Source organism: Streptomyces sp. IMTB 2501 (genome assembly GCF_001953885.1).
In the GTDB taxonomy this organism is placed as follows: Bacteria; Actinomycetota; Actinomycetes; order Streptomycetales; family Streptomycetaceae; genus Streptomyces.
In genome coordinates this window covers 262725-284377 of record NZ_MQUS01000003.1, presented here as the reverse complement: position 1 = coordinate 284377, position 21653 = coordinate 262725, and the positions used below count along the sequence as shown (strand labels likewise).

The 21653-nt window shown below is 69.4% G+C and carries 23 protein-coding genes; 4 read left to right on the top strand and 19 right to left on the bottom strand.

Annotated elements, in window-relative coordinates; all coding sequences use genetic code 11:
* Positions 1-142: 142 nt before the first annotated feature.
* From AV521_RS07750 to AV521_RS07710, 9 genes are all read right to left on the bottom strand, one after another.
* Positions 143-547, bottom strand: coding sequence for a hypothetical protein (locus tag AV521_RS07750; RefSeq protein WP_076085428.1), 405 nt, complete (start codon positions 545-547; stop codon positions 143-145).
* A gap of 104 nt (positions 548-651) precedes the next feature.
* The gene (locus AV521_RS07745; RefSeq protein ID WP_076085425.1) at positions 652-2421 is read right to left on the bottom strand and encodes a relaxase/mobilization nuclease domain-containing protein; all 1770 of its coding nucleotides are present in this window, start codon (positions 2419-2421) and stop codon (positions 652-654) included.
* Complete coding sequence (mobC, locus tag AV521_RS07740; protein ID WP_256725464.1) at positions 2421-2954, bottom strand: plasmid mobilization relaxosome protein MobC; 534 nt, start codon at positions 2952-2954, stop codon at positions 2421-2423. Before mobC ends, AV521_RS07745 begins: the two co-directional genes overlap by 1 nt.
* A gap of 128 nt (positions 2955-3082) precedes the next feature.
* Positions 3083-3307 (bottom strand): hypothetical protein, encoded by a 225-nt coding sequence (locus AV521_RS07735; protein WP_076085826.1) that lies wholly within the window; start codon positions 3305-3307, stop codon positions 3083-3085.
* A gap of 104 nt (positions 3308-3411) precedes the next feature.
* Positions 3412-4464, bottom strand: a complete 1053-nt coding sequence (locus AV521_RS07730) for a DUF2637 domain-containing protein (RefSeq protein WP_076085419.1) — start codon at positions 4462-4464, stop codon at positions 3412-3414.
* On the bottom strand, positions 4461-5027 hold the full coding sequence (locus AV521_RS07725) for a WhiB family transcriptional regulator (protein ID WP_076085416.1): 567 nt from the start codon (positions 5025-5027) through the stop codon (positions 4461-4463). Before AV521_RS07725 ends, AV521_RS07730 begins: the two co-directional genes overlap by 4 nt.
* Before the next feature lie 117 nt (positions 5028-5144).
* Positions 5145-5852: an ATP-binding protein gene (locus tag AV521_RS07720; protein ID WP_076085413.1), complete on the bottom strand. Its 708-nt coding sequence runs from the start codon at positions 5850-5852 to the stop codon at positions 5145-5147.
* The gene (locus AV521_RS07715; RefSeq protein ID WP_076085410.1) at positions 5852-6871 is read right to left on the bottom strand and encodes a hypothetical protein; all 1020 of its coding nucleotides are present in this window, start codon (positions 6869-6871) and stop codon (positions 5852-5854) included. The genes AV521_RS07720 and AV521_RS07715 overlap by 1 nt, the downstream gene beginning before the upstream one ends.
* Position 6872: 1 nt before the next feature.
* Positions 6873-7199: a transcriptional regulator gene (locus AV521_RS07710; protein WP_076085407.1), complete on the bottom strand. Its 327-nt coding sequence runs from the start codon at positions 7197-7199 to the stop codon at positions 6873-6875.
* A 556-nt stretch (positions 7200-7755) separates the two neighbouring features.
* Between AV521_RS07710 and AV521_RS07705 the strand changes: the two genes are divergently transcribed.
* The 4 genes from AV521_RS07705 to AV521_RS07690 all read left to right on the top strand — a co-directional run bounded on the left by AV521_RS07705 (position 7756) and on the right by AV521_RS07690 (position 11116).
* Positions 7756-8211 (top strand): helix-turn-helix domain-containing protein, encoded by a 456-nt coding sequence (locus AV521_RS07705; protein WP_076085404.1) that lies wholly within the window; start codon positions 7756-7758, stop codon positions 8209-8211.
* 214 nt (positions 8212-8425) lie between these two features.
* Positions 8426-8797: a hypothetical protein gene (locus tag AV521_RS07700; RefSeq protein WP_256725463.1), complete on the top strand. Its 372-nt coding sequence runs from the start codon at positions 8426-8428 to the stop codon at positions 8795-8797.
* 8 nt (positions 8798-8805) lie between these two features.
* Complete coding sequence (locus AV521_RS07695; protein ID WP_076085823.1) at positions 8806-9915, top strand: MAB_1171c family putative transporter; 1110 nt, start codon at positions 8806-8808, stop codon at positions 9913-9915.
* Positions 9827-11116, top strand: a complete 1290-nt coding sequence (locus AV521_RS07690; RefSeq protein ID WP_305965144.1) for an amidohydrolase family protein — start codon at positions 9827-9829, stop codon at positions 11114-11116. The genes AV521_RS07695 and AV521_RS07690 overlap by 89 nt, the downstream gene beginning before the upstream one ends.
* 187 nt (positions 11117-11303) lie before the next feature.
* Here the strand turns inward: AV521_RS07690 and AV521_RS07685 are convergent, their stop codons facing one another.
* The 10 genes from AV521_RS07685 to AV521_RS48585 all read right to left on the bottom strand — a co-directional run bounded on the left by AV521_RS07685 (position 11304) and on the right by AV521_RS48585 (position 21640).
* Positions 11304-12884 carry a LacI family DNA-binding transcriptional regulator gene (locus tag AV521_RS07685; protein WP_076085395.1) on the bottom strand — a complete coding sequence of 527 codons (1581 nt, stop codon included), beginning with the start codon at positions 12882-12884 and terminating at the stop codon, positions 11304-11306.
* Between the two features lie 47 nt (positions 12885-12931).
* Positions 12932-13309, bottom strand: coding sequence for a helix-turn-helix domain-containing protein (locus AV521_RS07680; RefSeq protein ID WP_076085392.1), 378 nt, complete (start codon positions 13307-13309; stop codon positions 12932-12934).
* Positions 13310-13962: 653 nt separating this feature from the next.
* Positions 13963-14841 (bottom strand): glycosyltransferase family 2 protein, encoded by an 879-nt coding sequence (locus AV521_RS07675; protein ID WP_076085389.1) that lies wholly within the window; start codon positions 14839-14841, stop codon positions 13963-13965.
* Positions 14842-14969: 128 nt separating this feature from the next.
* Positions 14970-16130, bottom strand: a complete 1161-nt coding sequence (locus tag AV521_RS07670) for a DegT/DnrJ/EryC1/StrS aminotransferase family protein (protein ID WP_076085386.1) — start codon at positions 16128-16130, stop codon at positions 14970-14972.
* Positions 16127-17185, bottom strand: a complete 1059-nt coding sequence (locus AV521_RS07665; RefSeq protein WP_076085383.1) for an NAD(P)-dependent oxidoreductase — start codon at positions 17183-17185, stop codon at positions 16127-16129. Before AV521_RS07665 ends, AV521_RS07670 begins: the two co-directional genes overlap by 4 nt.
* 20 nt (positions 17186-17205) lie before the next feature.
* Positions 17206-18534 (bottom strand): hypothetical protein, encoded by a 1329-nt coding sequence (locus tag AV521_RS07660; RefSeq protein WP_076085380.1) that lies wholly within the window; start codon positions 18532-18534, stop codon positions 17206-17208.
* 11 nt (positions 18535-18545) lie between these two features.
* Positions 18546-19277, bottom strand: a complete 732-nt coding sequence (locus AV521_RS07655) for a hypothetical protein (RefSeq protein WP_107480840.1) — start codon at positions 19275-19277, stop codon at positions 18546-18548.
* Positions 19278-19289: 12 nt separating this feature from the next.
* Entirely contained in the window at positions 19290-20312 is a 1023-nt protein-coding gene (locus AV521_RS07650; RefSeq protein ID WP_079249154.1) for an NAD(P)-dependent oxidoreductase, read from the bottom strand.
* Between the two features lie 180 nt (positions 20313-20492).
* Positions 20493-21083, bottom strand: coding sequence for a DUF6624 domain-containing protein (locus AV521_RS07645; RefSeq protein WP_179022898.1), 591 nt, complete (start codon positions 21081-21083; stop codon positions 20493-20495).
* Positions 21080-21640 (bottom strand): hypothetical protein, encoded by a 561-nt coding sequence (locus AV521_RS48585; RefSeq protein ID WP_143658582.1) that lies wholly within the window; start codon positions 21638-21640, stop codon positions 21080-21082. Before AV521_RS48585 ends, AV521_RS07645 begins: the two co-directional genes overlap by 4 nt.
* Positions 21641-21653: the final 13 nt, after the last annotated feature.

The following is a 21653-nucleotide window of genomic DNA, read 5'->3' as shown; positions in this document are numbered from 1 at the left end:
GGCCCAGCCGCCGCGATACTCCATCTGCAGTCGGTCGGCCATGGTCGCATCCCTGAGAGCACGGCCGATGCTCGACTGCCGGTGTCGCCCGATCAGGGCCGACGGCCGCCAGCAGGGTGGCCGGGCCGTCAGCGAGCACCAGTTACTCCAGGTAGGTGCCAGCGAAGGCGCCGTCGAAGCCGAGTGCGATCAGGCCCTGCTCGACACTCGGGTACGTCGTCCCGTCCGGGATGGCGATCATGGAGTCGAAGTCGGCGCGGCTGATCTCGGGCTCGAGCCACTGGTTGCTGCAGCGGCAGCGGACCCAGACGTTGCGGCCGTGGTTGATGAGCAGCCAGTCGCGCCGGGCCCGGCAGGCCGAGCACATCACGGGGATCCCGCGCAGGGTCAGCGCCGGCGGGTGGCTGAGGCAGCGCGTCGCGCCGGGTCCGCTGTGCGGCTGCGTCTCGTACCGGAGTTGCGGCAGCGGATCGCTTGCGGCGGGGGCGGCGGGCAGGACGTGGGTCAGCTCTACGTGGTGGTCGGTCGTTCTGAGCACGGGCGTCATCTCCCGGTCGAGGGCCTTCTCTTCATCCGTAACAGCCGGTGAAACCGGTTGTCCAGGGGCTTCGCCCAGTCGGCAGGCCGGTGGCGGGCCTGCCGGACCGCTGGTCAGCGGCGCGGCGGGCGGCTGCGCGGGTCCGGTGCGGCGGACCAAGGCGAGGCCGGGGGCGCGGTCCGGACGCCGGTCCGGTTGGCCGGAGGCGTGGCGCGGCCGGTGCCGGCCTGCGGGCGTCGAATGGCTTCGCCCGGGTGGGCCGGGAGGTGAGCGAGGCGGCGCAGTCGCCAGACCAGGACGTCGTTCACGTCCTCGGCCGTGTCGAGTTCGCGCATAGCGATGGCCTTCTGCAGGAGGGCCTCGGGGTCGTGTCCTGCCTGCTCGGCCTGGGCCAGGGTGGCGGCCAAGGCGTCGTTCTTCGTGTTCGTGCCGGGTTGGATGCCGTTCTCGGGCAGGGCGGCGCGAATGGTGGTGTCGTAGGTGCGGCGCTGGGCTTCGGGCAGGGCTCGTCCCTGGTCGCGGAAGGCCTGCATGGGTGCGGCGGCGGCCTGACGGTAGGCGGCTCGCAGGTGCTCCGCGGTCTGACGGGAGGCTTCGGCCTGCTGGGCGTGACCGCGTGCGGAGTGCCAGCGTGCTGCGGCCAGCGCCACCAGGACCAGGGTGGAGACGAGCATCGCGGTGGTGCCGCCGTCTTCTCCTCGGCCGAGCGCGCCGCCAGCCTGGATGATGCCCCGGGCCGCCGAGCGGATCGCCCGGGTGTCGCCACGTTCGGCCCGGACGTGGCTGCGGGTGGCGCGTTCGAAGGAGCGAGCGGCGGCACCAAGTTCGGCGCGGGTGACGGCCGGCGAAGTCTGGGCGACCGCGTCCAGGAGCTCGCCGACTCCAACGAGTTGGGCTGCGGCTTCGTCGTCGTCGCTGTCCAGGATGATCGCGGCGCGCTCGGCGATCCCGGTCGCGGTGCGTCGCTCCCGTGCGGGCGGCGACCAGTCCGACCGGCCGCAGTCAGCTTCCTGCAGCGGGGAGGCATCGGCAGTTCCGTCGGCCAGGCGACGCTGGATCTTCGGATAGGAAAGGTCGGGGGCCAGGGTCGAGCCCGCGAACCAGACCGGCTCGCGGTCGCGGTTGCGGTCGCCGGGCAGCGCGACCGTGTAGCCGAGGACGTCCCCGGAGGGCGCTTTCCGAAGCTTGACGCGCAGGCCCGCCTCACGAAGGCGGGTGAAGAACTCGGCTTCACTGGCGGCTCCGGCGACGGCCTGGCGGACGGCTTCGCGCAGCGTCTCGCGCGGTGTCTCGGGTCGGCCGGTCCGCTCGGCTTTGAAGCGCTCCGCGCTGGTGGGCATCTTGGCGCCGGTACCGTCGCCGGGCTTGAGCCGACGCAGGCCCATCTCCTGTTCGATGCGGCGGCATTCGGCCTGTGCCTTCTTGAAGTCGTAGTTCATCCTCGGGCGGCGCAGGTCCCCTCGCACCATGGTGGCCAGGATGTGGATGTGGTCGTCTGCGTGGCGCACCGCGACCCACCGGCAACCGTCCGGATCGCCCTCGGGTGCGAGGTTGACGGCGTGGACCAGGCGGCGGGCGACAGTGTTCCACTCCTCGTCGGTCAGGGTCCGGTCGCCGGGGTCGGTACGCACCGAGCAGTGCCAGACATGCTCGGCGGGGGCCTTGTCGCCTGCCTGCTTGACCCGCAGGTCCAGGGCGGCGGCGAGCCGGGCAAGGGTGACCTTGGGGTCGGCATCGGGGCTGGTGTCACGGCCAGGGTCTGAGGCGAAACCGTCCCAACTGCCAACGAGGTGTGGGTCGGTGTGCTCGTCGCGCTTGCCGGGACCGTACAGGTAGACGAGCAGGCCATGGGTGCGCGAGCCGCGTCGGATCTTGGGGACCATCAGAGGCGCTTCTTCACCAGGGTGTCGGCCGCGTCGTCGATGCGGGCCAGGACGCGGGTCAAGGTCGTCAGGGCGTGGTCGAGTTCGCCGGGGCGGGGCTGTCCTCCGGCGTTGTAGACGAAGGCGATCTGGTTGATGTTGTTGCCGACACGGGAGAGGGCAGTGCGCAGGGCGGCCAGCTCGTCGATAGCGGTGTCGAGCTGTTCATTGGTGTCCACGGTGGTCGAACCGCGGGCGACAGCGAGGCCGGCGGCGGCGAGGAAGCGGGCGACGGTGACCGCGCGCTGCTTGGCGGCGGCGGTGATCTCGGTCTTCTCGGTGTCGGACAGGCGAGTGGTCGTTTTGTGGGTGCGCTGGCTCGGGTTGCGGGTACGGCGGCGTGGTTTGCGGTCGGGGAACGCAGGTTGGCTCGGGCTCGGCTGCTCGCGCGGGGCCCGGTCGTCTGCTTCTCCTCCCCCGACCGGCGCCCCCTGGTGCAGGGAGCCCGGCTGGTCCCCATGCGCCCTCGCTTGGGGACCAGCCGGACTTCCCATGCCCCCCTGGGCGGGGGCAAGTGCATACGACGGGCCGTAGGACCGTCGTATGCGACAACTTGCTCCGCCAAGAGCCGTGTTGGGGTCACGCCCCGGTCCGAACGGGGTGGCCGCCGAGTCGTTTGCGGTCATCGGCCCGTCTCCGCGTCCTGCTGGCGGATGTCGCGGACGATGTCCTCGATCCAGTCCATGGCCAAGACCGGATGGTGCAGGGTCCAGGGGCGGCTGTGTCGGCATCGTTGCACGGTCCAGGTGTTGTCGGGACCGGATTCGGCGCGGTGGAGGTGGCCGCGCTGGTGCAGGACGGTCAGCCAGGTGTCCACCTCGGCGGGTGTAGCGGAGTTCGTGCGCATGACTGTGCTCTCCGGTTCACGGGAGGAGGTCGTGGGGTGGGGTGTCCAGGGCGGGTGACCGGCCAAGGTGTCCGGCTCGGTCACCCGCCCCATGGGGTGTGCGGTCAGTTCCGGGGGGTGGTGACCGACTGTCCGTGCTGCTGGCGGAGCTGGACCATCAGGGCGGTCAGCGTGTCGCTGGACAGCGGGATCTGCTGACCGCGGATCGCTTGGGCGACCACCTTGCGGGTCAGTTTGTCCTCGGCCCTGACCGCTGACCGGGCGATCTCCAGCAGTTCCTCGGTGTCCGGGTCAGGTCGCCGGTCACCGGTTGTCCGGGGGGCGCGGTCAGTGACTGGTGGCGGAGTGACCGGCGGGAGGTTGTCCGGGTGACCGGTGACCGGCTCGGTGACGGCCTGTCGGTCACTGACCGCCGGGGTGGTGTCCGGCTGTCCGCCCAGGTCAGCGCCCTTGGACGCCCGGTCATGGTGACTGGTGTCCGGGCTGCTGCTGTCCGCCGGGGCGCTGTCCCCGGTCAGTGTCCGGGCATCCGGAGTCTGCTTGTCCAGGGACAGGCGGGGCCGGTCGGTCAGGGCGGTGACCGGCTGTCCGGCGCTGACCTGACCGGGCTGCGGCTGCTGCTGACCGGCCCGGTCAGTCCGAGTGATCGCGATGCGCTCGGGCTGACCGGGGTGACCGGCCTGACCGAGGTCATCGCGGTCGCTTCGGTCACTGTCCTTGACCGGCCCCCGCGCGATGAGGATGTACAGGTGCACCGCTCCGGCCAAGGCCAGCGGGGCGATGGTGGACAGCACCGCGACCACCGTGTCTCCGAGCCGCAGCCCCGTGGCCCGGGTGTTCTCTTCGTTGAGCCTGACCGCGTGCAGCGCGTTGGCCCAGATGCTGGCGGCGGTGGCCGTGCCGAAGAGCGTCCAGACGTAGAGCCGGGCGCGCAGCGGTGCGTCGCGCAGGACCAGCAGGGCCCGGATGCCGTACGCGATGAACCCGTCGATCACCAAGGGGAAGAGGAAGGTCAGCAGGCCTCGGACGTGAATGGCGACGGCCATCTGCTGCAGGGCGTCGTACGACAGGGCGCATCCCGCACCGCCGAGGGCGATGACGACCGCGCGGTCCCAACCGGTGACGTGCGCCGTGCTCGGCGCGCTCGCGATGCTCACGCCGCCGTCCCGAAGTCGTCGCGGCCCAGGCGCTCGCCGCCGGTCTCGAGACCCGGGGCGGCCTTCGTGGTCTGCCCCAGGTCTCGGTTTCGCAGGGCTCGGCGGGTTTCCCGGTAGAGCTTCTGGGCGTGCTCCTCGCTGATCTTCAGAAGCCAGGCCAGGCGCTGTTCGGTGAGGCCGTGGCGGTAGGCGGCGCGGACGACCGCGCGGCGCTCGGCCTTGGTGAGGTGGACGTCACGCCCGGCGACGGTGGCGTTGACCCTGCTGTAGTCGAGGCGGTTGGCGAGCTTCGCGTGCAGCGGCTCGCGTTCCTCCTCGGTCATCCCGCCCCGGATGCCGTGGGTGTCGCCGCCTTCCAGGGCGGCGTCCAGACAGGTGCGGCGGACCGGGCACTGGCCGCACAGCGACTTGGCGGCGCTGATCTTGGCGGTCTCGTCGGGCTCGGGGAAGAAGATTTCAGGGTCCACCGGGTTGTACTCGGTGCTCTGGCAGACGGCCTGGTCCTGCCAGGTGTGGTCACCGAGCGAGCGGTGGCGGGCAGGGCTGATCGTCGTGGTGGTCATGCGGGTTGCTCCGATCGCTCTCCGCGCGCAGTGGCGTCGGCGGAGGGGTGCGCTGGGTCGGGAGGTGCATGGGGCGGCGCGCTGGAGACGCGGCTCGGCGGTGCGGCCGGCGGTGAGTCAGGCGGCGGGACGGTTGCGTCTGCGGTCGACCGGCTCGAACTCGACCCGGGTTGTCATCTGCGCGAGCCGGGAGGTGACGCGGTCGCCGAGGTAGGCCCGGAGGTCCTTGATCGCCAGGTTGGTGGTGATCAGCGTCGGGAGCATGTGGTTGTACCGGCGGTTGATCAGCCGGTACGTCACTTCCTCGACCCACTCGGATGCCTTGGCCGCGCCGAGGTCGTCGATGATCAGCAGGGGGCACCGGCTGACGGCCGCCAGCTCCCGCTCACTGTCCGTCCCGGGCCGAGGGCGAAGGTCGGCGTACAGGTCAGCGGCGGTAGTCGCGCGCCACCGCACGCCGACGCCGCTCTGCACCAGCCGTCGAACCGCGCCGTACGCCTGGTGGGTCTTGCCCGCACCGACCACTCCGGCCATCAGGAGGCTCGGGCCGGTGGTCACTTGCCGCCGGGCTCCCGGATTGGGGGCGACGGCCTGCTGTGCGACGTCCCGAGTCCAGGCCAGGACCTTCGGGTGGTCGGCGACCGCGCCCCGATAACGCGGAGGCATTCCGGCGGACAAGGCCTCCAGCGGGGAGAAGGGTGCACGCTCGTCGGCCAGCGCGGCGACGGCGGCCGGGTCGATGTTGCGGGCGGCCAGGATGCGCGCCATCCGGTCCAGGGTGCCCGCGCTGCCGAGGGTCTGCGGGTCGCGGGTACGGGTGCGCATCACAGCTCCTCGGCGTAGGCGGCGGCAGCATTGACCGGGTTGGTCCACGCCTGGTGAGCGGGCACGTTAGGCCCGAATCCCGGTCGCGCCAAACCAGCGGACCGTGCGTTCATGGCGTCGTTGACCAGGCTCGGCAGGCGGCTGGGGTGGCCCTGGATCTCCGCGAAGCGCCGCAGCCCGGTGCGGACGTGCTCCGGGGCGATCCCCTCGCCGACGAGCTTCTTGGCGATGCGGCCGAGGTGTCCGATCACGTCGCTGGGCGGGCGCTCGTCGCACGAGGCGACGTACTCGCCGATCAGCTCGTTGGCCGAGACCGTGGCGGCGGGCGCTGTGCGCCCCGTAGGGAAAGAAGATCCAGGATCCAAGATCCTAGATCCAGGCGCCGAGCCCTCTCCGGGGTTTCGGGGAGGCTTCGGGGAGCCCTCGGAGAATGCCGCGTGAACTGCGGTTTTCTTGCTGCTCCTGTCAGAGGTGTCGGCGATACCGACGGGCGCCTCCTGCTGAGCGGTCGGGGCCTCGCTGCCTTGCGCGGGAGGCGTCGACGCGGGCGGCGCGGGCAGATCGAGGGCTCGGGGAGTGCTCGGGGAGTGCTCGGCGAACACTCGGGTAGGGGTGGGCGACTCCTTGGTTCGCTTGGTGCAGGTGCCCTCGCATGGCCCGCATCGGTGGTCGGGGTGGTGGTCGGTGCAGACCGGCATCCGGGACTGGCCCCGCTTGTCGATCTTCTGGTGCTCGAACCAGCCGACGATGTGCAGGTACCGCCGGCCGTCGCATCCGGTGTACCGGCAGATCAGCCCAGCGATGGCGAGCTGGGTGAGGTCGTCCTCGACATGCACGGCGGTGTGCTCGGCACGCATCGGCCAGATGACTCCGCCGATGATGGCCGCGTTGTCCCGGTGCCGACCGTGGTCGTCGGCCTGGGGAAGCAGGCCGATGTAGGTCAGTACCGCGGTGACCGATACCTCGTTGCACCGGTCGTTGATGAACAGTTCCGGCTTGATCGTGCGGATCCGTGCCATGTCAGCGGCCCCGACCGGCGGCGGCGAGGTCGCTGCCTGTGAGTGTCGCGCCGGCGAGGTCGAAGGTGTGCGGACGGGTCCAGTCCGCGTGCGGCCAGACTCGCAGGATCCAGCGGGCTGCGACCCGGGTAGTCGTCCGATCCAACTGCATCGTCTCCCCGGCCTCGTCGTTGACGATGGCGTGCGGGTGGGGCCACGCCTGCTTCGGGTCGGTGAGACTGACGCGGACGGTGGCTGCGCCGGGGATCATGTCGGCGAGCTGAGCGGCGAGGCGGTGCCGGCGGCCGGTGTCCGGGCAGGCCGGGGTTCCGCTGGGCATGGCGAGCATGCGATACTCCGTTGTTCGTAGGAGCGCGGTACGGCGGTTCTCGTGCAAAAGCCCCGCCGCCCGCGAGATGTGAATCGGTGCCCCTCGGGGTGCTGGCCCGGCGTCCAGGAGTTGGTAGCTCCAGGGCGCCGGTCTCATGTCCACCCCGGTTCTGCGATCACGGCGGTTTGTACGTCATCGGTCCCCCCTTCGCCGGTTGGCTCCCGCCCTCTGCGGGAGCAGCACCATATGAGCACGCTGCGGCATCAGTCCAGCGGTGTTCCACCCTGTCCCACCAGCCATTTCTCTCCGAGCTGGACCCTGTCTTCCAACAGTCGACCCCGGGCTGCTGGGGCCCCTTGCAGTCCGGTGGGGACGCATTGACGCTGGGGTCCCGTCAGCCTCACGAGCGCCGACGATATCCACTGACGTGAAGCGCTTCACGGCCACAACTTCCTACCTCAGTGGAAATCATGCGGGGGAGCGTAGCAGGATCTCCACTGTGGTGAATGAAGCGCCTGGGAGTGTTTTCACTCAGGTAGAGTGGCCCGGGTCCATCGATCAGAAAGGAGGACACGTGAGCGAGCAGGGGCTCCGCACCCTGGCGGAGAAGATCAACCATCTCTTCGACACCATCAGGTCGCCCAGCGGGCAGGAGTACAGCAACGAGCATGTAGCCGCCGAGATCGGGAAGAGCGGTGCTACCACCATCTCCCAGAGCTATATCTGGCAGTTGCGCAAAGGCAAGAAGGACAACCCGACCATCAGCCACCTGCAGGCGCTGGCTGACTTCTTCGGCGTTCCCGTTGCCTACTTCGTCGACGACGGGGTGGCCAGCAAAGTCGACGGGAAGCTGGAGGCGCTGCAGGCGCAGCAGGTCCGCGTGAGCGAGGCCATCGGCACTGGTGATGTGAAGCTGATGGCGATGCGCGCCGGCGAGCTGTCGCCGGAACGTCGCAGACAGGTGATGGATCTCCTGGACGTGGTCTACCAGCTGGAGCAGGCAGAGCGCCGCCGCCCCATGAACGACTGATCAGTACCGAAATTTAACCGTCAGGCAGGAAGGGGGAGGATCGTGCCGTATCTGTGCAGGAGAGATCTTCGTGAAGGAGCGAGAGCTTCGACGCCGCTGTAAGCGGGAACTGCGGGCCTTGGACGTGCGGCCCCCATTGCGTGTGGAGGCACTCTGCCAGCAGCTTGGCGAGCGTCGAGGGCGCCCCATCCGACTGGTAGCCCATCCGCTTCCGATGCCTGGGCCCTTCGGGGTTTGGATCGCAACGGATTCAGCCGACTACATCCTGTACCAACAGGAGACCAGCAAGACCCACCAGGACCACATCATCCTTCACGAGGTCGGCCACATCATGGCTGATCACCAGGGTGTCGACACCGACGACTCATTCCTGCAGACAACCATGCCCGAGCTTTCGCCGGGCATGGTCACCCGCGCACTGCGGCGCACGTCGTACGACGAGGCGCACGAGCGCCAGGCAGAGCTGGTCGCCACGATCATCCTGGAATGGGCTTCCGTTCTGGACCGCGTGACTCCCCGTCAGGCAAGCGATCCGTCAATGCAGCGCGTCCAGACCGCCCTCGGCGACCGGCGGGGGTGGCTGTGAACTCCGCGATGTACCTGACGGCCGCGCTCCTCCTTCTCGCTGTGCTCTGGAAGGTCTACCAACTCTTTCAGGCTCCCCAGGATCGTGCGCTGCGCGCGGTCACCTTCTGTCTCCTCTGCACGGCTGGTTCGTTCTCCACCGGGCTGCATGCTGAGAACCACGCCCTCAACGCCCTGGCGGGCACAGGCGCAGCCAGCCTGGCATCGAACGTGCTGCTCCTCGGCGCCGTTTACTGGCTGTTCTCCTTCTACCTTCACTCCGCGACCGATCGTCAACGAGCAAGCCGACGTGCCCGCCTTGAAGCGGTGCCGCTGGCGATGGCGGTGATCGTCATCACGCTGGCGACCATCACCACACCGGCCGGAGTGCGAGGTCGTCCGTATGGCACTGCCGATCTGCACACTCCACAGGTCGCGGTGTTCTTCATCGCGGCCCAGCTCTACCTCGTCTACGCGCTTGCGACCACAGCCTGGTGGACCGGCCGCTATGCCCGGATGTCGCAGAAGCCCGTGACCATCGGCTTGTGGATGACCGCGAGTTCACTGGTCAGCATGGCGACGGCCAACACTCTCCGCATCGCGATGGACCTGATCGCCTGGCACGGTAGCGCCGTCCCGGCGGGGCTGAACCAGAGCGTGGCAATGCTGTTCGCGCTCGCCGTGCCGGCCTTCGTCGTCGGCCTGAGCTATCCCGGTGTCATGCTGCGTCTGGCCGGATTCCGGATCTGGCGCCAGCATCGCCGGACCTACCGGCGCCTTCGCCCGCTGTGGCAGCTGCTGCACGAAGCGTTCCCGGAGGACGCTCTACACCGTGAGCCCGCTGGTCTGTGGCGCGAAAACCTGACGGTACGCGGAGTACACCGCCGCTACTACCGGCGAGTCATCGAATGCCGGGACGGCTTGGTCAGGGCCAGCCCCTACATGGCCCACCAGGATGTGCAGACCGGAGCCACACCCGAGGCCCTGGCCGGCTACCTGCGGTCGGCACTGCGATCCCAAGCGGCAGGCGAGCCTGCGCCAACCCACGCCGTTGCGGTGGCCCTACCAGGCGAGAACAGCCTCGACGCCGACGCGCGACAGCTGGTGGCTCTCTCAGACGCAATCGCAACACGTGGATAGGAATGGCTTCATGACGGACCTACTGATCACGGCCGGTCGCGTGCTCACCGGACCTGGCGGCGAATGCGTCGAGGACGGTGCCGTGCTCGTACGCGGGAGCACCATCGCCGCGGTCGGCCAGCGCGAGACGCTCGCGGGGCTGGCAACCGAGGGGCTTGCGACGAAGTCCTTCCCGGACGCCACGGTGATGCCGGGGCTCATCGACTCCCACGTCCACCTCGCCTTCGACGCGAGTTCGGACCCGGTGGCTGCTTTGCAAGGCAGCGATGACGAGACGCTGATGGCTGGCATGGCCGACCGGGCACGCCAGTTGCTTGGCAGTGGAGTGACCACGGTGCGCGACCTGGGCGACCGTAACGGACTTGCCGTACGCCTTCGTGACGTGATCGCCGATGGCGCCCTGCCTGGACCGCGGATCCTCTCCGCCACCACACCGCTGACCTCAACCGGGGGCCACTGCTGGTTCTTCGGCGGCGAGGTCGAGGGCGCAGACACCATCCGTGCCCTGGTGCGACGCAACGTGCGGGCTGGAGCAGACGTCATCAAGGTGATGGCCACCGGCGGCGGACTCACCCGTGGCGGGCCCGCGATCTGGCAGTCCCAGTTCAGCGAGGACGACCTCCGCATCGTGGTCGAGGAAGCCCAGAACGCCGGTCTACCCGTTGCCGTCCATGCGCATGGCACCGAGGGTATCGAGGCGGCCGTGGCCGCAGGCGTGAACACGATCGAGCACTGCACCTGGATGGCCGAGGACGGCGGATTCGACCTCCGTGAGGATCTCGCTGCCAAGATCAAGGCCGCCGGGATCCACGTCTGCACGGCCACCAGCCCCAACTGGCGAGCGTTTGCCGAACGGGTCGGTCATGACCGAGCAGAGGAGCTGTTCACGTCGATGCGCTGGATGGCGCACTTGGATGTCCCGATGATCGCCGGTACAGACGCCGGCGTGACTCGGGCGGTCTTCGACAAGATCGTCAACGGCATGGAGTTCTACCAGTACCTGGGGATTCCCCTCCCGAAGATCATCGACATGGCCACCGTCAACGCGGCCCACGCGCTGGGCATCGGGTCCGACACCGGACAACTGGCTGAGGGGTACCGCGCCGACATCCTCGTAGTGGACGGCAACCCCCTCGTCGAGCTTGACGCCCTCAGGCGCGTACGCCTTGTCCTAGCCGCCGGGCGTCCCTTCCACAGCTGAACGATGAAGGGCTCGCCCAGTCGGCACATCCGATGCCGTCCGGCGGTCAGGCATCGAGTGATCAGCACCTCGGTGGAATCGTGAGCGGCTGAGAGGTCGCCATACAGTTCGTCTGGGAGGGACCCCTCCAAGCCCACAGGCCCGACCACGTCCCGGCAATCCTGTGCCTGACTGTCCGTGTCGAGCCTCAACAACTGCGCGCGCGGCCGCGCCATCGTGATCGGCAGCACGGTACAGATCGATGGCGAAGAGATTGGGCCATGGACGCGCGTGCGCGGAGAAGATCATCGAGCACGTGCACCGGAGACGTCGGCCACAGGGCCAGTCGGGCGTCGAGCGCTGTCTCCCACCGCTCGGTCAGGCCGGCCATGAGGCGTTTGCGCATGCCGGGGGTGACGTGGGCGTAGCGCGCCGAGACTGAGCCGTCGATGTGGCCCATGCGGTCGTCCATGAGGACCTTCTCGGTGCCAAGGTCCTCCATCACGGTCCGGTGGGTATGGCGAAGACCATGGGGTGTGAGGCCCTTGGCAATCGGGAGCCAGCATGCGTCGGCCCGCTCACTGGCGCCGCGTCCTCGGGCCGGGACGCCGGGCCACGGCTCGCCGAGCAGCGGTACGGGACGGGCCTGCTGCGGTGCCTTCTTCGGGTACCAGCCGGAGACCGCTGGGGTGAACAGCCAGGTCGCGAAACCATTTCGGCGCCAGTGGGCAGCGTTCTCGGACATCGCGCCACCCCGCACGAACCTCAGGTCCGCGATGGCCTGCTTCACCTTGACCCGCTTGGCTTCGGCGACGCGCTCAGGGTGGTTGAGGACGTTGGACACCGTGCCCGTGGAGACTTCGGCACGGCGTGCGACGTCGACGAGCTTCGCGCCCTGGTGGCCACCGGTGCGGGCCACGCCCTGGCCCCGGAAGACGTAGGTCTTGCCGTGGCACGGGCACGGTGACGGCTTCGTGCGGGCGATGTGGTTGGAGACCAGGGCTGACAGCCAGTCCATCGCGTCGATGGTGCGGTAGCTGCCGTCCTTGGGCGGGCAGCGCACCAGCTCGCCCGTGTCGAGTTCGTACAGCTGCCACTCGACGCGGATGGAGCCGGGGCGGACGAATTCCGTCTCCAGGCCGACGATTTCGCCCCAGCGCATGCCCGTGTACCCCTTGAGGACCACGGCGACGAACTCGTCGTCGCGGCCGGACAGCAGGGCGGCCCGCTCGGCGGTCAGCAGGATGCCGAGCGCATCGGTGACGATTTTCTCCGGGCCGCGGTCGCGGGCGCGGCCAGCGCGCTTGCCGCGCCCGCGCCGCCTTGCGGCCGGGTTGGACGTGATCAGGCCCTCGTCGATCGCGTCCTCGAAGATCAGGTGAAGCGTCGAACGCCAGGTTTTGACACTGGAGGCCGCGTAGACGGCCTTCTCCTTCTTCTCCCACAGGACGACGTCCATGCGCAGGATGCCGGCGAGCGCCTTGTCCTCGAATTCGGTGAGCAGGTGCTCCTCGATGTGACGCCGGTAGTTCTGCATGGTCGAGGCGGCCAAGTCCTGTGTCTCGTACCAGCGGTTCGCGTACTCGCCGAAGGTCTCCTGGCCAAGTGCCGGGTCGCGCCAGTCGCCGCGCTGGTGCTTGTTCTCGGCCTCGGCCGCTGCCCGTTGCGCCTCGCCCTTGGTGGCGAAGCGGATCGCCTTGCCGCTCTCGTCGACAACTGTGCTGTGCTTGCCGGGCGCGATCTTGTATCGGCCGCGCCAGTAATTTCCGCGCTTCTCCGCGAAACCCAACTTCCGTCTTCCTCTTCCTGCTCTTGGCTTGTGGCTGGCGTGGACGCCTACGCGACAGCCTCGCACTGGGTACGTCGCGGCGGCCGGGCACGCAGACGCCCCGGCGTCGTGGCCTTGGTCGGTCGGGGAGTCTGGGAGGCGCGAGTTCGTACGGCGGGAGGAGATGTTGCTGCTGGACCGTCCACCGCCTTGCTGACGGATCGGGTCGGGCGTTCTTCATGGAGGCGGATGGTCTCGGCGAGGTGTTCGGCGGTGAAGCGGTAGGCGCGGCCGATGCGGGTGTGCGGAATGAGGCCGCGTCGGGCGCGGTCCTTGACCCACCAGGCGGAACAGCCGAGAGCTTCGGCGATCTCCTCGGGGCGGTAGAGGCGGGGCAAGGAGGCTTCGCCCTCGGTGCTGGCGTGGTGGTGTACGGCAGGCGGCATTGCGGCGTGGTGCAAGAAGAGTGGCCCTAACTCGGTTGGAAGCGTTCTCGGTCAGCAGCGCTGGACGAGGCCCCGTCACTTCGCACACGGCCCCTCGCGCAGCACGAGGGGCGAGACGAGCAGGGCTTGGTGATGGCGATGCTTGAAGACAACCACGGAGACTCTTCGCCTCACTGCACCCACCGTTCAGATGAGCACCTCTCGTCTTGTGATCTCGGTCCAAATGCCGTGCGATCGCCGAGATCGTCCATCCCTGGCGACGCAGAGCGTGAGTATCCACGTCTTCCTCCTGCGTGAACTCATGGCTCACGCAGGCTCTCCACGACACTCACGGGCCAACTCGACACGCCGGAGAAGATCACGCGAAGAGACCGAACAAGGTCACACGAAGGGTGGGGAGATCAACAGAGCAGGTTTGCCCCACGCCTTAGCAGGGAGTGCGGAATGCTCCGGCCCAGGACCGCTACCGACACGCCGTCAGCGTCCTCGATCAGGTGACCAGTCTTCGTGTCCATCAGGTGTCCCTTCTGAGAGGGCTTCCACCTGACTCATGACACTCCCGCGTTTGGGCCCCGGCCACCGTCGATCTGCCCGGCAGGGTGTCGGAGTGTGGTCCTGCAGCCCGCGTGTCGGTGGTCTCAGGTCGTGGGGCGTCAGAAGGCCGGAGGCCGACCAGCACGGGTCAGGCGGGCGACCGTGTTCCAGCTCATGGGCTCGCGTGTCCCGCACGCGCCGCGAAGGCCTTCCAAGAAGCCGACGAGCGAAGCACGCAGAGCAGGCAGCCCGCGTGTACGCCAGAGGGTGACGGCGGCCCAGACGGCGAGGTTGACGGGGATGAGGAGGCGGGGCAGGCGGCGGCGGGCGAGCCAGACCCGGTTGCGGGCGTTGAGCCGGTAGAAGGCGGCGTGGCGGGAGGGGTGGGTGGCGGGGTGGTGCACGATCACGTCGGGCATGTAGTAGCCGCGGTATCCGTGGTCCCACAGCCGCCAGGCCAGGTCGACGCCCTCGTGGTAGAGGAAGAAGGAGCCGGGCCAGCCGTCGACCTGGTCGAACGCGGAGCGGCGGACCATCACGACGCCTTCGGACATGACGGTCACGATCCCGGGCCGGGTCGGATCGGACGCGCGCAGGCGCGGGACCCAGCGGCGCAGGGTGATGCCGCTGTCGGGGTCGGCGATGCGGGGCTGCGTGTAGGCGAGGCGGGGCTCGGCTTCCAGGCGGGCGACGAGCTGGGCCAGCACGTGGGGGGTCGGCAGCAGGGCGTCGTTGTCGAAGAAGAAGAGGTAGTCGCCCGTCACCCGGTCGGCGCCGATGTTGCGGCCCTCGGGGATGCCGACGTTCTCGGCGAGTGTGACCGTACGCACACCGTCAGGGACCTGCTGGGGAGTGCACCCGTTGCCCACGACGACGACGTCCAGATCGACACCTTCCTGAGCCAGGAGGGACGACATGGCCTTGGGGAACTCGTCCGGCCGGTCGTTCATGGTCAGGACCACGGCCCCCACGGTGGGTCGCGTTGCGCCGTTGTTCACGCTGATGTTCCCCTTCGTTTGTGCTGCGGGCGGTCAGCCTACGACACGGGCGCCCACGCACTGTGTGTCAACAGCAGCGAGGGAGCGCGGCCCGGAGCGCGCCGCCTTCACGCTCCGGGCGGGCGCGGCTAGGAGGACCAGAGTCTTCGTATGGCGGTGATCACGCGGTCCACGTCACGGTCGGTCATGGCCGGGTAGCACGGCAGGGACAGCTGCCGTGCGGCGGCCGTCTCGGTGACGGGCAGAGGGCCGGTGACCAGGCCCTGGTAAGGGGCCAGGGTGTGCACGGGCTTGAAGTGCGCGCTGGTGCCGATCTGGTGCACGCCGCGCAGCACCTGCGCGGCCTGGTTGCGATCCAGCGGCGCCGTGGCGGGGTCGATGAGGACCGAGTACAAGAACCAGCCGTGCTCGACGCCGGGCAGGACGGCGGGAATGGTCAGGCCGGGCAGAGAGGCGAGGGCTTCGGTGTAGGCGGTGGCGATCTCGCTGCGGCGGGCGGTGAAGGCCGGGAGTCTGGTGAACTGCCGCAGGCCGATGGAGGCGGTGATGTCGGGCATGACGTACTTCAGGCCCGGCACGATCACGTCGTAGTCAGCGGTGTTGCGCTGTCCGTGCCGGCGCCAGGCGGAGGAGTCGATGCCGTGGCGGCCCAGCGGCCGGGCCTTGTGAATGAGGTCGGAGCGGCCGACGAGCATGCCGCCTTCGCCGGTGGTCATGACCTTGTTCGCGTAGAAGCTGAAGACCGCGAGGTCACCCACCGCGCCAGCGCGCTGGCCGTCGCGGCTGGCGTGCAGGGCGTGTGCGGCGTCCTCGATCAGGATGAGCCCGTGGTCGTCGGCCAGCTTGCGGAACGCGGTGAGGTCGCTGGGGTGGCCGCCGTAGTGCATGACGACGATGGCCTTCGTCCGGCCGGTGATCGCCGCCTCGGCCGCTTGGGGGTCGATGTTGAGCGTCGCGGGCTCGATGTCCGCGAAGACGGGCTGGGCGCCGACCTGGAGCAGCGCGTTCGGGGCGGCGCAGAAGGTGAGGCTCGGGGTGATCACCTCATCGCCGGGGCCAAGCCCGAGGGCGAGGAACGCGAGGTGGAGAGCCGCGGTGCAGGAGGACACCGCGAACGCGTCCTGGACGCCGAGGGCCTCGCGTACCGCGTCCTCGAAGCGTGCCGCCTTCGGGCCGTAGGTCAGCCAGCCGGAGCGGAGGGTGTCGGTGACCTCGGCGATCTCCTCCTCACCGATGGACGGCCGGTTCCACGGCAGGAACGGCGCGCCGGCAGGGGCGGTGAAGGTCATCGACTCCTCCAGCCGCTGGCGGTGTACTCGGCGTGCAGGCGCTCGCACTCAGGCGTCCGCCGGGCGGTGAGGTACGCGGCGTCGCGGGCGAGGATGAGGCCCTTGAGGTTGTCGTACTCGGGACGGTCCGGGTCGCCCAGCTTGCGGGTCTCCATGGCCTCGGCGATCTCGCGGATGCCGTCGTGGAGCCAGTGCCGGCACGCTCCAGGGAAGGCGTCGGCGAGGCGGGCGAAGGATGTGCGGTAGTCGCGGGCGTCGGTCTCGTCGCGCTCCGGGCCGCGGTCGATCTTCGTGCCGGGTAGCGTGCGCTGCACGGTTTCTGCGACGTCGGCGATGGTGAAGTTGGCCCGGTCCGATCCCACGTTGAACACCCGGTGGCCCTGGGGAGTGTTCAGGACTGCGGCGAGGGTTTCGGCGACGTCGGCGACGTGGACCAGAGGGCGGCGCTGGGAGCCCCCGTTGAGCGGGATACGGCCGGTTACGACGGCCTGGGCGGTCATGCGGTTGGCGACCGAGTCCAGGCGCTGGCGCGGTGAGCGGCCGTGCACGGTGGCGAGCCGCAGCACTGTCAACGCCGTGTCGTCGAGCGTGGCGGCTAGGCGGCGTTCGGCCAGGACCTTGGTGGTGGCGTAGATGCCCAGTGGGTTGGGGGCGGTGGATTCGTCCACGGTCCCGGCGTGCTGGCCGTAGACACTGCACGAGGAGAAGAACACGTAGTGCCCGACCCCGGCCTCGTGGGCGGCTTCGGCGGCGAGGACCGGGGAGGCGTAGTTGAGTTCGACGGCCAGGCGCTCATCGACGGCGCAGGCGGGTTCCCCGACGAGGCCACCCATGTGCACGACCGCGTCCGCGCCCTGGACGGCATGCCGGAGCGCAACGGTGTCCCGGAGATCGGCGTGGAGGAAGTCGGTGGCGGTCGGCACGAGCCGTGCCGGGTCGTCGCCGCGGTGGTAGATCAGCCCGTCCACGACGGTCACGTGGTGGCCCAGGGCGGTCAGGAGGCGGGTGGCGACGGTGCCGATGTAGCCGGCGCCGCCGAGCAGGACGATGCGCACGCTGGGGTGCTCCTTTCGATTCAGTGTGCTGCTGGCTCGGGGGTGGTGGGGAAGGCGGCCTTGCCCAGGGCGGTTGCGCGCAGGTCGGTCAGGCGGGGGATGAAGGTCACGTCGAGCTGGTCGACCGGGTGGAGGAGGCCGCGTTCGCAGACCTCGGCCGTCCACACCACGTATGAGCCGTGCGGGTAGGCGAGATTGACGCCGATCTCCCCTTTGGGCAGGAAGCCGTTGAACGGGGTCGGGATGCCCTCTCGGTTCCAGTAGGCGTACGCCTGAAGTGCCTTGGCCTGTTCGAACACCGGGAAGAGCCGCGGGTAGCGGGGTTCGGTGCGCATCTCGCGGAAGACCATCTGCCCCAGCAGGTAGGGCGCTGTGCGGGCGAGGGTGAGGAAGTCCGCGTCCTTGAAGGAGACGGCTGCCGCGTCCTGCGAGGCGTCCAGGGCCGTGCAGGCGAACAGGTGTGGCAGGCGGCGGTGCACATAGGAGGCCACGCCCGGTGCGAGGGCGGGTTCGATCTCGCCGATCCGGTCCACGAGCCGGTCGTGGCCCGGTGCGAACAGGGCGAGGTCGAACAGACGGTGCATGCTCTCGACCGCCGAGAACGCGAGCTGCTTGTAGAGCCGGTTGTTCATCTCCCCCACGTCGGCGTACACCCTGGTCTGCGGGGAGGTGGAGTGGAGCATCAAGTACTCCGACAGCACTTCGAAGTACAGGTAGCCCAGAAACGGAACCAGCGGCACGGCGGCGGCAAGCCGGTCCACGAACACCGTGTCCGGGCCGGGGTCGCTGCCGCATGCGGCGGCCAGCAGGGCGTCCAGGAACCCGGATGCTGCCCGTACGCGTTCCACGGCGGCCTGCCGAATCCGGGCGTCCTCGGCGCCGGTCAGGCAGTCACGGTGCTCCTCGTAGGTGCGCAGGTGGATGCGGCCGAGGCGTAGATAGTCGATGCCCTTGACCGGCACCGCCGCGCCGGGGCTGATCTCGATGACCAGGACGTCGCGGTTCTGCTTCGTCTCCAGCAGATAGGCGCCCATGTTGTGCGGCCTCAGCCCCGCCGGCTCGGGGCTGAGAGGGGCGCAGTACAGGCTGCCGACCAGGCAGCCGGCCGCGGCATACAGCTGCCCGCTCGCACGGATCGCGTCCAGGGCCGCGGTGGTGTGCATCAGGTGCATCGGGCGCCCGCTGGCCAGGGTCTTCAGCATGGTGTTCCTGGACAGCAGCCACCCGTTCGGGGTGCCGTGCTCCAGCTGCTCGCGCCACTGGGTGGGGGTCTCGCTGAGGGAGACGGGGCCGGATGGCCGGGCGGGGCCGGCGTAGTTGATGTGGGCGTCGTCCCATTCGGCGCGCACGTTGAGCTCTCCTACCGGTAGAGGATCTGACGGGCATGGGTGAGGGCTTCGGCCGGGCTGGCCCCGTCCAGGCGCCTCTGCTCGCTGGAGGTGACCAGGTCGAAAGCCAGCGGGTGAAGCCACTGCGGTACGCGGATGCGTAGCCGGCGAGTGTCGGGCCACCAGCACTCCAGCGGCAGCCGGTACCGATCGAGGCAGTCCGCGGCCTTCAGCAGGTCCGTGAACTGCCGGGCCCGCCCGTAGGCGCATACCTGGTCGGGCGAGAACGCGCCGTAAGGGACGTCGTGCAGGGCCATGGCGGTGGTCGCCGACGCGATCAGCGCAGGCGGGAGCTGATGTCCGAAGGCGCGGCCGACCATCTGGTGGCGCCGTGCGAACCATCGGGCCGCTCTTCGGCCGTGGCCGACGTCGTCGCGGTCGTGACGGCGACGGCAGTCGTGCACCGCCGCCGCGACGCACAACGTGGCCGCCTCCTCGCGGTTCAGGCCGTGCTCGCCCGCGAGGAGCGAGGCGAGCGCACTGACGCGGGCACCGTGCAGGACACCGTGAATGGAATCCGCGAGCCGTACGTCGGCGAACCACTCCGTGCGCGGGATCAGCAGCAGGGGAGGATGCAGCACACGTGACGGCTGGTCGGGGAAGGAGGCGGGCCGGTGGGAGGTGATCCAGTCCAGCGTGGGCCGGTCCATCACTTGGTGATCAACGAGCAGCCGCCTCTCGGCGAGCTCTCTGAGCGAAGGCATCAGGGCGTCCGCCTACGCCGCGGTGGGCTCGCGCAGCCACGGCGGGATCACGTCCGGGCGCTCACGCAGCCACGCGGCATACCGGGCTACCCCCTCCCCCACGCTGATGCCCGGCCTCCAGCCCAGGAGATCTTCCATCCTGCGGGTGCAGGCGTGCCCGCCTTCCGGATCGCCAGGAGGCATCGGCCTCTCCACGAGCTTGGCGCCGGGGTAGTGCGAGCAGACCAGCTCGGCCAGGCCACGGATGGTCGTGGCCTGGCCGGTGCCGATGTTCACCGTCGCCCGGTGCGCCCGCTCGGCGGTCAGGGCGTGCAGGGTGCCGGTGGCGATGTCGTCGACGTGGACGAAGTCGCGGACCTGGTGTCCGCCGCCGTTGAGGTGCAGCGGTAGTCCCAGTGCGGCGCGCATCGCGAACCAGGCGACGACCCAGGAGTGGCTGTGCTCCTTGATGACCTGCGGTTCGCCGTACACCGAGAAGTAGCGGACGATCGCGTAGGAGGTACCGGAACCGCCGAGCAGTGCGGCGGTCTCGTGCTCGCCCCACACCTTGCTGGCTCCGTACACCGAGACCGGGCGCATCGGCGCGTCCTCCCTAAACCGTGCCCCCGCCTGCCCGCGCTCGCCGTTGCCGTAGACACTGGCGGAGGAGACGAACACCATCCGGCGCACGGTCCGCGAGCCGGCCACGGCGTCGAGGACCCGTTGAGTGCCGACCACGTTGCTGTCGATCGCGTCCAGGGGCTGTCGGGTGCAGGCCGCCACGTCGGCCAGGGCAGCGGCGTGGATGACGTAGTCGCAGCCCGGGATGAGCCTCTTGATCAGGCGGGGTTCGGCGATATCACCGACGATGAAGTCCGGGTCGTCGGAGCGGATGCCGAAGTAGTCGCGGTAGGTGCGCTCCGGATAGGCGTCCATCCTGCACACCGACACCGTGCGCGCGCCGAGCCGGCGGAGCTGCGCGGTGAGGCGGCTGCCGATCAAACCACCCGCGCCGGTCACGAGCACCGTGCATCCGGCGAGTTCACTTAACGACATGACCATGCTCCTTTGATGAAAGGGAAGTTGAGGTCTGCGTGGTGCAGAGGGGGCTGCGTGGTTGGGACCGGTGGCCGGGAGGACCGTCACGCACTCCCGGCCACTGGAGCTGTGCGGCGTGCGGTTACGGCCGTCGTTAGCCCACGCGTCCCAGGTCGCCGGGGAGCTCCTCGACGGACGTCATGCGGCGCTTCCTACGAGCGCGGGCCGCGCCCGTTCGTCGTCGCGAGACTGCTCGCTCTCCGGCTCGCGGCGGTGGCGCTGCCGCAGGGCCTCGCAGGCGACATAGTGCGGCGGCAGGCCGACGCTGGCACGACGGGCGTCGAGGTGATCCGGGTCCTGCGTCGGCAGCATCTGTATGCCGGCGGGGCTGCGGCAGTGCTGGGTACCGAAGACCTTTGGCTGTCCGGCGCTGACGCTGCACCGGTCGCGGAGGTGCGCCCACTGCTGGATCGTCGCCCCACCCTCTTCGACAGCGCTGACCAGGAGGCCGAGAGCCAGCTGTTGAAGGTCCGGGTCATAGTCAGCGTGCAGGGCGAGGTGCCAGGCGGCTTCGGCGCCGTCCTCGCCGACCAGGGTCTTCCCGGGCCAGCCGTGGGCCCTGACGATCCGCCGCAGCACCTGGGCGTCGGCGCGATCGACGTGCCGTTCCATGTCGATCTCGGTCGGGCTCAGCAGCCCGCGGACAAGGAGTGCCCGGTGTGCCCGCGCTCTTTCGTCACGGGCGACGAGGGTTCGGGCGAGGTCGGGCCACTGCGGTTGCGTCGTCATGATCTGGCTCCGAACTGGAGAGCGTTGACGAGGCGGCGTGCGGTCTTGACGGGGATGGACCCGAGGCTGATGGCCGCGTCCGTGTCGCAGCGAAGGCAGTCCGGGTGGAAATACAGGTCGATGAATCCGCCGCGGGTGGCGGCCTTGAAGGCGCAGCTGAGGCGGTCCATGACCTTGCGCGCTTCGGACCACTCGTTCAAGTCCAGACGGGATTCCGGCTGGGGCGGCGCACCCAGCAGGCAGGCCAGGCGGTCAGCCGTCTCGACCGAGACGTCACCGAGATCGACCTTGCCTTCCTGCACGGACAGGTCCGGGATCGCAAGCTCGTGCGCCTGACAGACGGCCTGTAGGTCGTCGACGGTCCTGTAGGCCCGCCGCATGCCGCTGCGAATCAGTCGGGCCAACTCGGCAGCCGTCTCCGGAGCGACCTTGCCCAGGTCGACGTACTCCCTGGGCCGGTCCATCTCGGGCATCGGCGAGATGCTGAGACCTGCGGCCCGAGCGGCGCGGTTCAGCTCATTCGACGCTTCTCCGGTCGTGGGGCGGGCGAGCCTCACCGGGGCGTCAACA

Bases quoted from the DNA above. Each gene is read 5' to 3' on its own strand.
- AV521_RS07750 (WP_076085428.1), bottom strand. From the start codon at position 547: ATGACGCCCGTGCTCAGAACGACCGACCACCACGTAGAGCTGACCCAC.
- AV521_RS07745 (WP_076085425.1), bottom strand. From the start codon at position 2,421: ATGGTCCCCAAGATCCGACGCGGCTCGCGCACCCATGGCCTGCTCGTC.
- mobC (WP_256725464.1), bottom strand. From the start codon at position 2,954: ATGGGAAGTCCGGCTGGTCCCCAAGCGAGGGCGCATGGGGACCAGCCG.
- AV521_RS07735 (WP_076085826.1), bottom strand. From the start codon at position 3,307: ATGCGCACGAACTCCGCTACACCCGCCGAGGTGGACACCTGGCTGACC.
- AV521_RS07725 (WP_076085416.1), bottom strand. From the start codon at position 5,027: ATGACCACCACGACGATCAGCCCTGCCCGCCACCGCTCGCTCGGTGAC.
- AV521_RS07720 (WP_076085413.1), bottom strand. From the start codon at position 5,852: ATGCGCACCCGTACCCGCGACCCGCAGACCCTCGGCAGCGCGGGCACC.
- AV521_RS07715 (WP_076085410.1), bottom strand. From the start codon at position 6,871: ATGGCACGGATCCGCACGATCAAGCCGGAACTGTTCATCAACGACCGG.
- AV521_RS07710 (WP_076085407.1), bottom strand. From the start codon at position 7,199: ATGCTCGCCATGCCCAGCGGAACCCCGGCCTGCCCGGACACCGGCCGC.
- AV521_RS07700 (WP_256725463.1), top strand. From the start codon at position 8,426: ATGCCTGGGCCCTTCGGGGTTTGGATCGCAACGGATTCAGCCGACTAC.
- AV521_RS07695 (WP_076085823.1), top strand. From the start codon at position 8,806: ATGTACCTGACGGCCGCGCTCCTCCTTCTCGCTGTGCTCTGGAAGGTC.
- AV521_RS07680 (WP_076085392.1), bottom strand. From the start codon at position 13,309: ATGCCGCCTGCCGTACACCACCACGCCAGCACCGAGGGCGAAGCCTCC.
- AV521_RS07670 (WP_076085386.1), bottom strand. From the start codon at position 16,130: ATGACCTTCACCGCCCCTGCCGGCGCGCCGTTCCTGCCGTGGAACCGG.
- AV521_RS07655 (WP_107480840.1), bottom strand. From the start codon at position 19,277: ATGCCTTCGCTCAGAGAGCTCGCCGAGAGGCGGCTGCTCGTTGATCAC.
- AV521_RS07650 (WP_079249154.1), bottom strand. From the start codon at position 20,312: ATGTCGTTAAGTGAACTCGCCGGATGCACGGTGCTCGTGACCGGCGCG.
- AV521_RS07645 (WP_179022898.1), bottom strand. From the start codon at position 21,083: ATGACGACGCAACCGCAGTGGCCCGACCTCGCCCGAACCCTCGTCGCC.